We start from the raw sequence: 13,301 nt of genomic DNA on the forward strand, positions 1-13,301 counted from the left end.
TGCGCGGCGTTACTCGAAGGTTTCGCTCAGCCGCTCGGGTGTTGTGCCGGCCAATTGACGGTGGATCGCGGCAATTACCACAAGGAAGATCACCGTCACGATGGTGTTGACGGCAGCATTCACCAGCCCGATGCCGATGCTGGCGACTGATCCTCCGAAAGCCGACAGGATCAGCGTCAGGACCGCCGCTACCAGCCCGCCGATTATCGCAATTGTCACGAACAGCAGCATCAGGAAGATCAGGATGCGCAGGGAATTCCCCTTGGTCAGACGCCATGAGCGGCCCATCGCGGCCAGCGGATTGCGTTCCCCGTCGATGGCGATGACCGGCGCGATAAGCGAGAATTTCACGAACAGGTAGATCATCGCGACGATCAGCAGCAGGCCCGCCACCACCGTTACGGCGGGCGGAGCGAAGGCACTGACCAGTCCCAGCGGCAGGCCGATGGCAACGCCCGCGGCAAGCGCGCTCAGAAGCTGGGCGGCGAGATAGGAGGGAATGCTCTTCAGCCCCTTGCCCAGTGCCTCGCCCACCGTCGGATTGCCCCGGTCGGACAGTAGCGCGAGCAGACTCAGCGAACCGACGAACCCGGCGATGGTGATGCCGAGAAACAGCGGCCAGTTATCGGCGTACATCGCTGTCACCTGGTCGAGTGCCGCCTGTAGCTCGGCCTGCTGGCCGACCGCACCGCCCGACCGGGCGGGATCGATGCTGGTGCTCGTTGCCAGTTCGGGCACGAGCAGGGCTGCGGCGAAGGAGGGCAGGAAGAAGAACAGCCCGGCAATCGCCGAGATGGTATCCTTGTTCGCGCCGATCAGACCCGTTGCCTGGGTCCACGCCTTGCCCATGTCCAGCTTTGCCATGTCCGATCCCTGATGCTGTGCGCGCACGCCAGTGCAATCGCCTCTTGATATGCGCGCTCAATGCCCCCACCGAGGCGCCATGGCAAGCATTGCTCCTCTGGTTGAATCGCCGTTGCGACCCGAATGGCGGCGCGAGGTCGCGCCTGTGCCCTACACGCAAGCGCTGGCTTGGATGGAGGCGCGCAATCAGGCGGTCGCTGCGGGGGAGGCGCGCGAACTTGTCTGGCTGCTCGAACATCCGCCGGTCTACACCGCCGGGACCAGCGCGGACCCCGCCGAACTGGTCGATCCGCGCTTTGAAGTTGTCGATGCGGGACGTGGCGGACGATATACCTATCACGGGCCGGGCCAGCGGGTGGGCTATCTGGTGATTGATTTGGGCCGGCGCGGCAAGGACGTGCGCTGCTTCGTCCATGCGATCGAAGGCTGGGTGATCGCCACGCTCAAGACCTTCGGCGTCGAAAGCTGGCGCGCAGAGGGGCGCGTCGGCATCTGGACCCGCGACATCGATGGATCGGAAGCCAAAATCGGCGCGATCGGCGTGCGGGTGCGGCGCTGGGTGACGATGCACGGCTTTTCGGTGAACCTCGACCCCGACCTTTCCCATTTCGGCGGGATCGTGCCTTGCGGCATCGCCGAATATGGCGTCACCAGCATGGCCAAGCTGGGGCTGTCGGTTTCGGCCGAGCAGTGGGATGCGGCGCTTGCGGCGACATTCGAGGATTTCCTTGACGCTCTCGATGCTGCCGCGAAAAGAGCATGTCGATGAAACGCGCCGCTATCCTCGCCTTGGCCTTGCTGGTCGCCGCCTGCGACGAACAGGCTGCGTCCCCATCCGGGCAGGGCGGCGAGGCGGCCGGGGAGGTGCTCGGCGGCTCGATAAGCGACGAGATGATCCCGCTCGAGCAATTGCGTTCCGAGGCTCCGCTGCTCCCGCGTCAGGCCGCCGCGCCGGATAGCGCCGCGAACGAGGAGGCGTCGGAGGAAGCTGCGCCGGAGGGTGAGCCGTCAAGCGAAGGGGCCGAAGCAGCCCCCGCTGCTCCGGCCCCTGAACCTGCCACCGAAGGATAGCGCCTATTCGGCCGCCTGCGCCTGTTCTTCCTCCAGCGTCGGATAGTCGACATAGCCTTCGGGAATCGGGAAGTACCAGCTCTTGGGCACGTCCTTGTTGGGGTTCCAGAGGGCGCCGGCCGCGATCCGCTTGTCGAGATCGGGGTTGGAGATATAGGGGCGGCCAAAGCTCACCGCGTCGCACTTGCCGCTGGTCACGTCGGCCTCGGCCTCTTCCGCAGTGTAATCCGAATTGAGGATCAGCGCGCCCGAATAGATCTGGCGGATCAGCGGGCTCTGCTTGGGCACGTCGGTCTGGCCGAAGGTGCCGTCCGGGCCGGGTTCGCGGAGTTCGACGAAGGCGAGGCCCAGCTCCTCGCACACCTTGGCTGCTGCCCCGAAGGTCGCCGGCGGGTTGCTGTCGTCGGTGCCTTGCGAATCGCCGTTGGGCGAGAGGCGGATGCCGACGCGGTCCGCGCCCCACACGTCGATCAGGGCTTCCAAGACTTCGCGCATGAAGCGGGTGCGGTTTTCGGGGGTGCCGCCATATTCGTCGGTGCGCAGGTTGGTCTTGTCGCGCAGGAACTGGTCGACGAGGTAGCCATTCGCGCCGTGCAGCTGCACCCCGTCGAAGCCCGCCTTCTTGGCGTTCTCGGCGGCGCGGCGATAGTCGCCGATGGTGCGCTTGATATCCTCGTGGGTCATCTCCCGCGCCTCAGCATAGGGCTGCTTGCCGATCGGGGTGTGTGCCTCGCCCGGAGCGGTGGTGGCGCTGGCCGAGAAGGGCGGCTCGCCATCGAGGAAGTACGGGTGGACGATGCGGCCCATGTGCCACAGCTGCATGACGATGAGGCCGCCTTCCTCGTGAACCGCCTTGGTCGTGGCTTTCCACGCTTCGGTCTGTTCATCGCTCCAGATGCCGGGTGCGGAGGGCCAGCCGAGGCCTTCGCGGCTGATGCCGGTCGCTTCGGTCAGGATCATGCCCGCGCCGGCGCGCTGGCGGTAATAGAGCGCCATCAATTCGTTGGGCACGAACATCGGCTCGGCCGCGCGCCCGCGGGTGAGCGGGGCCATGTGGATGCGGTTCTTGGCATGGAGCGCGCCCATCTGGAGCGGTTGGAACAGGGCATCATGCATGTGGGTAATCCTTTCGAACCGGTTTCGATTGGCTATCCACTTGGCCCCGCCACGGCTAGGGCGCAAGCATGGAAAATGAGGGTGCGGCCCAAGGAAATCTTGTCGGCGAACCGGCGCGCCCTGCCGCATGGCTGCTGCTGCTTGCGCTGCTGGGAGGAAATGTCGCGCTTGCCATCGGGCCGTGGTTCGTCCGCGTGGCGGATACCGGGCCGGTTGCCGCCGGTTTCTGGCGGCTGTTTCTGGCTTTGCCTTTCCTTGTTCTGCTGGCCCGCGCGAACGGGCAACATCTCACCGGGATGGGGACGAGGACGCTTGGACTGGTCGCGCTGGGGGCGGTGACCTTCGCGCTCGATCTTGCAAGCTGGCATACGGGGATCGGCATGACGCGGCTGGGCAATGCGGTGCTGTTTGGCAATGCCGGCTCGGTCGTGCTCTTGTTCTGGGTGTTCATCGCCCACCGCGTGCTGCCAAGGCCGCTTGAATGGCTGGCGATCATCTTCGCGCTGGCAGGCGCGGCAATCCTGATGGGGCGCAGCCTCGAAATCTCGCCCGCGACGCTGCTGGGCGATGTGTTCTGCCTCGCCGCCGGGCTGCTTTACGCGGTGTATCTGCTGACCTTGCAAGGCGCGCGCGGAGCGTCCGGGTCGTGGAGCCTGCTGGTGTGGGTGAGCATCTTCGGCTGCCCGGTGCTGCTGGCCATCGCGCTGGCGCTGGGCGAGCCGGTGTGGCCGGCTGACTGGAGGCCCATACTGGGCCTGTTCATCCTCAGCCAGCTCGTCGGGCAAGGACTGATGGTCTATTCGCTCAAATACTTCTCGCCGCTGGTCGTCGGCCTTGCCCTGCTGACCCAGCCTGCCGTGGCTTCGATCTACGGCTGGCTGGTGTTCGGCGAGGTGCTGAGCAGGCTGGATATCCTCGGCATGGTACTGGTCGGCGCAGCTCTGGCAGTGTCGCGGGCGAGGGCGTGACCGGCCTCAATCCCCGCTGAAGTGGACCTTGCCCAGATCGCCCATCCCCACGGTCCCGCTCGCCATTTCCAGCATCCGGTCGAGGCTGCGCTTCGCCTTCAGGCGGATGCCTTCCTCGATCTCGATCCGCGGTTCGAGGTCGCGCAGCGCGACGTAGAGCTTCTCCATCGTGTTCAGCGCCATGTAGGGGCAGATGTTGCACGAACAGTTCCCGTCTGCCCCCGGTGCGCCAATGAAATTCTTGTTCGGCAGCGCCTTTTCCATCTGGTGGATGATGTGCGGCTCGGTCGCGACGATCAGGGTGTCGCCTTCGAACTCCTGCGCGAACTTCAGGATGCCGCTGGTCGAGCCGACATAGTCCGCGTGGTCGATGATCGTCGGCGGGCATTCCGGGTGCGCGGCGATGGGCGCGCCGGGGTATTGCTCTTTCAGCTTGAGCAGCTCGGTTTCGCTGAACGCCTCGTGGACGATGCACACGCCCGGCCACAGCAGCATCTCGCGGTTGAACTTCCGCGCGAGGTAACCGCCGAGATGCCGGTCGGGTCCGAAGATGATCTTCTGTTCGGGCGGGATCTGGGCAAGGATCGTCTCGGCGCTGGAGCTGGTGACGATCACATCGGACAGCGCCTTCACCTCGGTCGAACAGTTGATGTAGGTCAGCGCGATGTGATCGGGGTGGGCTTCACGGAAAGCCTTGAACTTTTCGGGCGGGCAGGAGTCCTCAAGGCTGCACCCGGCGTCCATGTCGGGCAGGATCACGGTCTTGTCGGGGCTGAGGATCTTGGCGGTGTCGGCCATGAACTTGACCCCGCAGAACGCGATCACATCCGCGTCGGTCGCCGCCGCCTTGCGCGAGAGTTCGAGGCTGTCGCCCACGAAGTCGGCAATGTCCTGGATGTCGGGCGTCTGGTAATAATGCGCGAGGATCACCGCGTTGCGTTCTTTGCGCAGACGGTCGATCTCGGCGAGCAGGTCTGCGCCGGTGGGGACTTTGGTGACTTGGTTCATGGGTCTTCCCGCTCGTTATCGTGCAGGGGACATAGGCATGGCCGCGCGGTTTTTCGAGCCTAAAGTCCTGCCGGCGGCGCGCCAGCCCCGCTCGCGGGCATCAGGCTGATCGCGTATTCGGTCATGCCTGCGCTCAGCCCCACGCCGTTGGCCAGCGCATAGATCAGTGCCACCGCTCCGACAATGATCCACGAAGCGGGATGCACCCGGCCGTTGACGCGCCGGTCCAGCACCAGCAACAGCCCGGCGATTGCCATGTGAACCGTGAATCGGAACAGCTCGAAGGCTTCGCGGTTCTCGATAATCGCGGGAAAGGCCGCCTCCGGCCCGCCCAGAGCTGGGATTACGATGAAGGGCAGGGTGCGGCCCAGCACCGGTTCGTAGATCATGACCATCGAACCCAGCATCAACCGCTTGTGCCAGTCGGTGCGCTTGCGCATCATCGCTGCACCCGCGACGAACAGGCCGAACAAGGTCACGTTGGCGAAACCCAGCATCAGGAAATAGCCGGGCGGGAAGAACGGAGGCACCCGTCCGGCAGCGAAGGTCGCGTGGATCGCGGCAAAGCTGGTTGCGAATGTCACCAGCGCGAGCGCCATGCCAACCTTGCCCAGCTGGCGATGCACGGCGATCTTGCCCCCGGTCGCCAGCATCACCTGCGCCGCGAACAACCCGATCCAGGCGGTCATGGCGATCGCGTGGACATGGGTCGCCGTGGGCATGGCAGTGATGTCGGTGATCCCGGCGAGGTTGAAGGCGACAAACCCGAGCACGGCGATACCGACAAGCACGAGCGCGGCGCGCCTGAAATAGCGGTTCTGTGCGGTGTAGGCCTGCGCGCTGGGTGCCTGCATTTGTGATCCCCCCTTGTGCGCCCCGGGGCCAGAATAGCCCACCCTCAGTGCGAGCGCCAGACTCCGCCTTTGTGGGATGCCATCCCGCGCTTCTCCAGATCGATCAGGTGTGCAGTGACGCTCATCTCTGCTGCCGGGATCAGGCGTTCGTCCAGCCCCTTGTACATCGCAGGGATGAAGGCGCTGACCGGCCGCGCGGCCTCGCCCAGCAGGCGCATGATCTGGTTCTCGCGCTGACGGCGGTGGCCGATCATGCCGCGCACCAGCTGGCGCGGCTTTTCGATCGCCGCCCCGTGGGCCGAGTGATAGACCCGGTCCTCGCGCGCCAGCAGTTTCTCGAGGCTCGCCATGTAATCGCCCATGTCGCCATCGGGCGGGATAACGACGCTGGTCGACCAGCCCATGACATGATCGCCGGTGAACAGCGCGCCCGATTCCTCCAGCGCGAAGCACAGATGGTTGGAGGTATGGCCCGGCGTCGCCACGGCGGTCAGCGTCCAGCCGGTGCCGCGCATCGCCTCGCCGTCGAGCAGGACGCGGTCGGGAGCATAGGTGGCATCGAAGCTCTCATCGGCGCGCGGCAGGTCGCTCTTGAGCACCAGCGGCGCGCAGCCGACGATCGGCGCGCCGGTCCGCGCTGCCAGCGGCGCGGCGGCGGGCGAGTGGTCGCGGTGGGTATGGGTGCACATGATCGCCAGGACCCGACGCCCCGCGACAGCGGCAATGATCGCGTCGATATGGTCGGGCTCGTTCGGGCCGGGGTCGATCACCGCACAGTCCGGCCCATGCGCCTCTCCCACCACATAGGTCTGGGTGCCTGTGAAGGTGTAGGGCGAGGGGTTGGGCGCGAGCACGCGCTTGACCAGCGGCTCGACATCTTCGGCAAGGCCGGTGGGCCAGGGCTTGGGAGGGATCGTGACCATGGGGTTGCATATGGAGTCTCACGTGGCAGAAGTCACGCGGGAGAGAGGAGACCTCATGTCCGATTACATCCTGGTGCTTGACGAGGGCACGACTTCCACCCGCGCGATGCTGTTCGCCAGTGACGGCGTGCTGGTTGCCAGCGCGCAAGCGCCACTGACCCAGCATTACCCGCAGGCCGGCTGGGTCGAGCACGACCCGCGCGAGATCTGGGACAAGACCCTGGCCTGCGCGCTCGAAGTAATCCCGAAGGCGGGCGGCGCGGCGATGATTGCCGGACTTGGCATCACCAACCAGCGCGAGACCGTGGTGGCGTGGGACCGGCTGACCGGCGAGCCGCTGGCCAATGCGATCGTCTGGCAGGACCGGCGGACCGAGCCGTTCTGCGCGGCCTTGCGGGCCGAGGGACACGAAGCCGGCGTTCAGGAGCGCACCGGCCTGCTGCTCGATCCCTATTTCTCGGGCACCAAGATGCGCTGGATGCTCGACAATGTGCCCGAAGTGCGCGGCGCGGCGGAGCGCGGGACGCTCGCTTTCGGTACCGTCGAAAGCTGGCTGGTGTTCAAGCTCACGGGCGGCGCGGCGCATGTCACCGATGCCAGCAATGCCAGCCGCACGCTGCTGATGGGGCTGGAGGATGCGCAGTTCGACGAGAGCCTGTGCGATCTTATCGGCGTGCCCTGGTCGGCCTTGCCCGGGGTGACCGACATGGCCGGGCCGCTGGCGATGACCGATCCTGCGCTGTTCGGCAGCGCCATCCCGATCACCGGCCTTGCGGGCGATCAGCAGGCCGCGACTATCGGGCAGGCCTGCCTTGCGCCCGGCCAGACCAAGGCGACTTACGGCACCGGAGCTTTCGTGCTGACCTGTCAGGGCGCGCGCATCCCGCGTTCGGCCAACCGTCTGCTCGGCACGGTGCTGACCCAGATCGACGGCAACCGCACCTATGCCATTGAAGGTTCCGTGTTCGTCGCGGGCAGTCTTGTCCAGTGGCTCCGCGACTCGCTCGGCATTGTCGATGTCGCCGAAGAGACCGAAGCGCTGGCCCGCTCCATTCCCGACAGCGGCGGGGTGGTCATCGTCCCGGCGCTGGCCGGGCTCGGCGCGCCGCACTGGCAGGCCGAGGCGCGCGGCGTGATCGCGGGGCTCAGCTTCGCCAGCGGCAAGGCGCAGCTTGCGCGCGCAGCGCTGGAGGCAATGGCGCATCAAACTCAAGACCTTAGCGCTGCTTTCGCCGCCGATGGCGCGCCGTGGCAGACGCTCAGGATTGATGGCGGGATGTCCGCGAACGACTGGATGGCGCAGGATCTCGCCGATGTGCTCGGCGTGCCGGTCGAACGACCGGGCTTTGTCGAAACGACAGCGCTGGGGGCAGCCATGCTCGCGGCGGCCGGCGCGGGACTCCATCCCAGCCTTGCCGATGCGGCGAGCGCGATGCGCGGCGAGTTGGCGCGGTTCGAGCCGGGAATGGATCCCGCGGTAAGAGAGGAACGGCTGGCGCGCTGGCGCAAGGCGCTTGCGGCGGCCTAGGCACCGTCAGCCGATATCGCGCAGCCGTCCGAGCTCGCGGCCGATGCGTTCCTGAAATGCGCGCGCGGGCGAGGTCATCTCGAAATGCTGGCGCCACGCCTCGTCGAGGCGCGCGATGCGCCGGTGCAGTCGTTCGGTCTCGGCAATCAGTTCGCGGGTTTCCGGTTCCAGCAGCGCGAGCTGGGCCTGGTCCGCCCCGCGATCGGGCGGCAGGGCACCGTGCAGGCGCACCTGGCTTTCGCTGATCTCGCCTGCGAACAGCGCGCGCTGGTTGAGCAGCCATGCCAGCACATGCATCATCCGGGTGGTGGTCTTCAGCCCCTCGGTCGAGAGCGCCAGGCGCATGAAGGCATCCTCACCCACCTGCGGCTCGCGCGTGCCGGCGGCGAAGACCGCACGCACATCGTCAGCAAGCACCAGGGCTTCGGTGTAGAGCGCCTCGATAATCGGGCGGGAAAGATTGCTTGTTCGGGCCATCCAGCAGAAGAATAGGCCACCCGGGCCGCGCCCGCCACTCGCGTATGGTTACTTTCCAAGCAATTTTTGCCTTTGTCCCGGCAGGGAACAGAATGACCGATACGCTAACCATGATCGCCGCCGATGTTCCACATGAAACACTGGCAAACCGCCGCTAACGGGGGTCTGGAAGGGGGCGAAAGCCGGGTGAAGGCCACCCGGGGCGGGGCTGGGCGAGGGTTGGCCTAGGCGATGATATCGGGCAGCAGCGTGTCTTCGATGATCGCGATCTGGTCCTTGAGGCGCAGCTTGCGTTTCTTGAGGCGCGCAATCTGGAGCTGGTCGGCAAAGGCGTTCTGGCGCGCAGCTTCGGTCAGGGCGGCGATCGCGGCATCAAGGTCGCGATGCTCGGTCCTGAGCAATTCGAGCTTTTTGCGGAGCTCCTGCTCGGTCATGCCTGATCGTGTTCCCTTGCTGCGCGCGCTTCAACTGCTCGCCGCGCTACGCGTTCCCGCGCGATTCGGTAAGATGGCCCGCGCATTTTTCCGCCCCGCTTGCCAACCGATGTGATCAACGCTTCATCGTGTCCCGACGCTGATACGGCGATTTACGATCCGTCAGGGCTTTCAAAGCTAGCCTGCCTGTGGTTTCAATGAAACCTGCGGCTCGGCCGCGTTTTGCCGAGTCGCCTTTGCGGGGGCACCCCCCGCGCAGACAGGAGAACTCGTATGGCATCGACCGCAGTGTCTTCCCACATCCACGCCCTCCAGGCCAAGCATGCCGAGCTTGAAGCGAAGCTGCACGAAGAGATGGCCCGGCCCGTGCCCGACACCGCGACGATCCAGGCGCTCAAGAAGCACAAATTGCGATTGAAGGAAGAGATTTCCGGCTACTGACGCCTGCCATCTTGCGGCGGGAGTTGCAGGTTGCGGGGCGCGGCCCTAAGCCTGCAAGTCGATGAGTGCAGCCGCCGCAGCCCGCCAGATTCTTACCCGCCTGACCGAGGTTATGGCCTCGCGCATGCACGCGCAGGGCAAGCTCGATCAGGTGGTGGAGATCATCGGCGAATGCCTCACCAGCGAGGTGTGCTCGATCTATCTCCTGCGCGAGGGGATGCTCGAACTGTTCGCGACGCGCGGCCTCAACCAGAGCGCGGTGCACGTCACCCGCATGGCAATCGGCGAAGGGCTGACCGGCGCGATCGCGCAGAAGGTGGAAACCCTCAATCTGGCGGAAGCCAAGGCGCACCCCGACTTCCAGTACCGCCCGGAAACCGGCGAGGAGAAGTTCCATTCCTTCGCCGGCGTGCCGATCGTCTACCGCGAGCGTGCGGTGGGGGTGCTGTGCGTCCAGCATGTCGAGCCGCGCCGCTACGAGGATGTGGAGATCGAGGCGCTCCAGACCACCGCCATGGTGCTGTCCGAACTGATCACGAATGCCGAACTGGTCGATGAAGAGGAAGCCCGCGGGCTGACCGCCGAGCAGACCGGGCCGCAGACGCTTTCCGGCCTGACGCTGGTCAAGGGTCTGGGCGCAGGGGTTGCGGTCTATCACCAGCCGCGGGTGGAAATCACGCAGGTCATGGCCGAGGACGTCGAGGCCGAGCGCCAGCGGGTCTATCGCGCTTTCGACAAGATGCGCGAGCAGATCGATTCGCTCGCCGGACAGGCGGAGTTCGGCATCGGCGGCGAACACGAGGAGGTGCTCGAGACCTACAAGATGTTCGCCTATGACGAGGGCTGGTCGCGGCGCATCAACGCGGCGATCGACAGCGGTCTGACCGCCGAAGCCGCGATCGAGCGCGTGCAGCAGCACACCCGGATGCGGATGCGCGAGATCGACGATCCGCTGCTTGCTGACCGGATGCATGATCTGGAGGATCTGGCGAACCGCCTGTTGCGCATCGTCGCCGGGCAGGTCGGCACTGCGGCATCCCAGGGCCTGCGCAAGGACACCATCCTGATTGCGCGCAATCTCGGCCCGGCCGAACTGCTCGAATATGACAAGCGGCGCCTCAAGGGCGTGATCCTGGAGGAAGGCTCGCTTACCGCCCATGTCGTGATCGTGGCGCGGGCGATGAACGTGCCGGTGATCGGGCGCGTGAACCACGGGAAGGGTGGGGGTGTGCGCACCACCATCCGCGAGGGCGACGAGGTGCTGCTCGATGCGACTGCGGGCAATGCCATCGTGCGCCCGCTGCCGCAGGTGGCCGATGCCTTCCACGCGCGCTTTGCCAAGTCGCGCGAAAAGCAGGCGGCCTATGCATCGCTGAGGGATGTCGAACCCTTCACCCGCTGCGGCACGCGCATTCAGGTGATGATGAATGCGGGGCTGAGGGATGACATGTCCATGCTGGCGATGACCGGCGCGGACGGCGTCGGACTGTTCCGCACCGAGTTCCAGTTCCTCGTGTCGGCCACCCTGCCCCAGCGCGAGCGCCAGACCCGGCTCTACCGCGACGTGCTTGATGCCGCGGGCGACAAGCCGGTGATCTTCCGCACTGTCGATATCGGCGGCGACAAGTCGGTGCCCTACCTTGCTTCCGAAGTGGCCGAGCATGACGAGAACCCGGCGATGGGCTGGCGCGCCCTGCGCCTTGCGCTCGAACGCGAGGGACTGATGAAGGTGCAGGCCCGCTCATTGCTGGAGGCCGCGGCCGGGCGTTCGCTCTATGTCATGTTCCCGATGGTGTCCGAGCCGTGGGAGTTCGACGCGGCCAAGGCGGTGTTCGACGAACAACTCGCCTACCTGCGCACCAAGAAGCGGCTGCTGCCGGAACGGATCCATTTCGGCGCCATGCTGGAGGTGCCCGCACTGGCCGAGATGCTCGACGTATTGTTGCCAAAGCTGTCCTTCCTGTCGATCGGCACCAATGACCTCACCCAGTTCCTGTTTGCCGCCGACCGCGCCAATCCCAAGCTGGCGGAACGCTATGACTGGCTCAGCCCGTCGATCCTGCGGTTCCTGCGCCGGGTGATGCAGTCGAGCATCGGCTCCGGGGTCGATATCGGCGTCTGCGGCGAGATGGGCGGGCGCCGGCTTGAGGCGCTGGCGCTGATGGGCATCGGCTACCGTCGCCTCTCGATTACGCCGGCGGCTGTCGGGCCGATCAAGGAACTGGTGCGCAAGGTCGATCTTGCCGAACTGACCGCTGCCATGGCCGACTGGCTGGCCGATCCGCAGCGCAATCTGCGGGCCGAGCTTGCGGCGTGGGCCGCCGAGCGCAACATCGAATACGACTGATACTTGCGATTGACCGTGGTCCCGGCAAGCCGCGCTGCGGGGATGCCGCTTGACACCGGCCCCTGCGACAGGCTGATTTGCGTTCAAGCGCAATTCACACATAACATCACAAAAGCCTCGCAAGAAGGCGCGGACCCGGGTCATGGACAGCGAACAGGAAATCAGCGCCGAAGACGCGCACGAAACGCCCTATGCCGGAGCGGGCATGCGGCTGCGTGCGGCGCGCGAGACGCGGCGGCTGGAATTGTCGCAGATTGCGGCCGAAACCCGCATTCCGCTGCGTCACCTTGAAGCCATCGAGGCGGGCGATTTCGCCGCCTTGCCCTCGCGCACCTACGCGATCGGCTTTTCGCGCACCTATGCCCGCATGCTCGGGCTGGACGATGCGGCGATTGCCGATGCGGTGCGCGGTGAACTCGCCGAGGGCAATGCGCGGCGTTCGACCGTGGGAACGGGGATGGAACCCGGCGACCCTGCCAAGCTGCCCTCTAGGGGGCTCGCCTGGTTCGGCGCGTTTGCGGCGCTGGTGCTGGCGATCGGGCTGATCGCGTTCTTCGGCACCCGTTTCGGTGCCGGTGTCGGGCCTGCCCCTCTCGAAGCGCCCAAGCCTGCTGCCTCACTCCCGGTTGCTGCTGCTCCGGCACCGATCGCGGACGGGACCGGGCCGGTCATGCTCACGGCGATCGAGGACGGGGTCTGGGTCCGGATCTACGAGGAAGGCGGCGAGCGGCTGCTTGAAAAGCAGCTCGCCAAGGACGAGAGCTTTACCCTGCCTGCCGATGCAGCCGATCCGCGGATCAACACGGCAAGGCCCGATCTGCTGGCGATCACCATCGGCGGCAAGAGCGTGCCGCGCCTCGCGGAGCGACCGACCATGCTGGCCGGCACCGCGATCTCTGCCGAGGCGCTGCTGGGACGGCCCGAGCCGGAGCCTTCGCCCGTTCCCGCCGTGTCACCGGCGCCGCGCCGGGTGACGCCTGCACCCGTTGCGACAGCCACGGCCACGGCTGCGGTGCCGGCTGCGGTCCCGGTCACACCGGCGGTCCGGCCAAGTCCGGCGATCACCGAAGCGGTTGCTGCACCTGTGCCTGACCGCTCTGCGCCCCCCGCTCCGGCGCCGGAGGTCACAGCGACCCCCGCGCCGCGCTCGGACGGGGTGGCCGACTGAATCTAGCCCGTGCCCTTTTCCGGTTGATTAGGGAGTCGCTCGCTCTCGACTTGGCCTTGCCGAGGCGGCAGTGGGAGTGACGTTCGTATTCTCGTGCCCCGC

General features: G+C 66.2%; 14 protein-coding genes. 7 read left to right on the top strand and 7 right to left on the bottom strand.

The genetic code is table 11. The features are described from left to right. Nucleotides 1-9 precede the first annotated feature (9 nt). The gene (locus I603_RS08275) at nt 10-864 is read right to left on the bottom strand and encodes a glycerophosphoryl diester phosphodiesterase membrane domain-containing protein (RefSeq protein ID WP_068863934.1); all 855 of its coding nucleotides are present in this window, start codon (nt 862-864) and stop codon (nt 10-12) included. 79 nt (nt 865-943) lie between these two features. Between I603_RS08275 and lipB the strand changes: the two genes are divergently transcribed. Both lipB and I603_RS08285 read left to right on the top strand, forming a co-directional pair. Continuing rightward, on the top strand, nt 944-1,633 hold the full coding sequence (gene lipB, locus I603_RS08280; protein ID WP_068863936.1) for a lipoyl(octanoyl) transferase LipB: 690 nt from the start codon (nt 944-946) through the stop codon (nt 1,631-1,633). Beyond that, nucleotides 1,630-1,935 (top strand): hypothetical protein, encoded by a 306-nt coding sequence (locus I603_RS08285; protein ID WP_143736669.1) that lies wholly within the window; start codon nt 1,630-1,632, stop codon nt 1,933-1,935. The genes lipB and I603_RS08285 overlap by 4 nt, the downstream gene beginning before the upstream one ends. Before the next feature lie 3 nt (nt 1,936-1,938). On the opposite strand, the gene I603_RS08290 is transcribed toward I603_RS08285, so the two are convergent. Then, nucleotides 1,939-3,051 carry an alkene reductase gene (locus I603_RS08290; protein ID WP_068863940.1) on the bottom strand — a complete coding sequence of 371 codons (1,113 nt, stop codon included), beginning with the start codon at nt 3,049-3,051 and terminating at the stop codon, nt 1,939-1,941. A gap of 68 nt (nt 3,052-3,119) precedes the next feature. On the opposite strand from I603_RS08290, the gene I603_RS08295 reads away from it, so the two are divergent. Further along, entirely contained in the window at nt 3,120-4,019 is a 900-nt protein-coding gene (locus tag I603_RS08295) for a DMT family transporter (protein ID WP_068863942.1), read from the top strand. A 6-nt stretch (nt 4,020-4,025) separates the two neighbouring features. Here I603_RS08295 and nadA read toward each other — a convergent pair whose 3' ends face one another. The 3 genes from nadA to I603_RS08310 are packed head-to-tail and all read right to left on the bottom strand — an operon-like array spanning nt 4,026 to nt 6,804. Further along, nucleotides 4,026-5,027 (bottom strand): quinolinate synthase NadA, encoded by a 1,002-nt coding sequence (nadA, locus tag I603_RS08300; protein WP_068863944.1) that lies wholly within the window; start codon nt 5,025-5,027, stop codon nt 4,026-4,028. Nucleotides 5,028-5,086: 59 nt separating this feature from the next. Continuing rightward, complete coding sequence (locus I603_RS08305; RefSeq protein ID WP_068863946.1) at nt 5,087-5,881, bottom strand: hypothetical protein; 795 nt, start codon at nt 5,879-5,881, stop codon at nt 5,087-5,089. A 44-nt stretch (nt 5,882-5,925) separates the two neighbouring features. Next, complete coding sequence (locus I603_RS08310; protein ID WP_068863948.1) at nt 5,926-6,804, bottom strand: MBL fold metallo-hydrolase; 879 nt, start codon at nt 6,802-6,804, stop codon at nt 5,926-5,928. A gap of 55 nt (nt 6,805-6,859) precedes the next feature. On the opposite strand from I603_RS08310, the gene glpK reads away from it, so the two are divergent. Continuing rightward, nucleotides 6,860-8,332 (top strand): glycerol kinase GlpK, encoded by a 1,473-nt coding sequence (gene glpK, locus I603_RS08315; RefSeq protein ID WP_068863950.1) that lies wholly within the window; start codon nt 6,860-6,862, stop codon nt 8,330-8,332. 6 nt (nt 8,333-8,338) lie between these two features. On the opposite strand, the gene I603_RS08320 is transcribed toward glpK, so the two are convergent. Further along, nucleotides 8,339-8,809: a DUF1465 family protein gene (locus I603_RS08320; protein ID WP_068863952.1), complete on the bottom strand. Its 471-nt coding sequence runs from the start codon at nt 8,807-8,809 to the stop codon at nt 8,339-8,341. Nucleotides 8,810-9,033: 224 nt separating this feature from the next. Then, nucleotides 9,034-9,243, bottom strand: a complete 210-nt coding sequence (locus I603_RS08325) for a DUF465 domain-containing protein (RefSeq protein WP_068863954.1) — start codon at nt 9,241-9,243, stop codon at nt 9,034-9,036. A gap of 273 nt (nt 9,244-9,516) precedes the next feature. Between I603_RS08325 and I603_RS14280 the strand changes: the two genes are divergently transcribed. The 3 genes from I603_RS14280 to I603_RS08335 all read left to right on the top strand — a co-directional run bounded on the left by I603_RS14280 (nt 9,517) and on the right by I603_RS08335 (nt 13,199). After that, nucleotides 9,517-9,684, top strand: coding sequence for a YdcH family protein (locus I603_RS14280; protein WP_084439979.1), 168 nt, complete (start codon nt 9,517-9,519; stop codon nt 9,682-9,684). A 61-nt stretch (nt 9,685-9,745) separates the two neighbouring features. Beyond that, on the top strand, nt 9,746-12,031 hold the full coding sequence (gene ptsP, locus I603_RS08330) for a phosphoenolpyruvate--protein phosphotransferase (protein ID WP_068863956.1): 2,286 nt from the start codon (nt 9,746-9,748) through the stop codon (nt 12,029-12,031). A gap of 142 nt (nt 12,032-12,173) precedes the next feature. Next, on the top strand, nt 12,174-13,199 hold the full coding sequence (locus tag I603_RS08335) for a helix-turn-helix domain-containing protein (protein ID WP_068863960.1): 1,026 nt from the start codon (nt 12,174-12,176) through the stop codon (nt 13,197-13,199). The last annotated feature ends 102 nt before the right edge of the window (nt 13,200-13,301 follow it).

The sequence above is a fragment of the Erythrobacter dokdonensis DSW-74 genome (assembly GCF_001677335.1).
Taxonomy (GTDB): Bacteria; Pseudomonadota; Alphaproteobacteria; order Sphingomonadales; family Sphingomonadaceae; genus Erythrobacter; species Erythrobacter dokdonensis.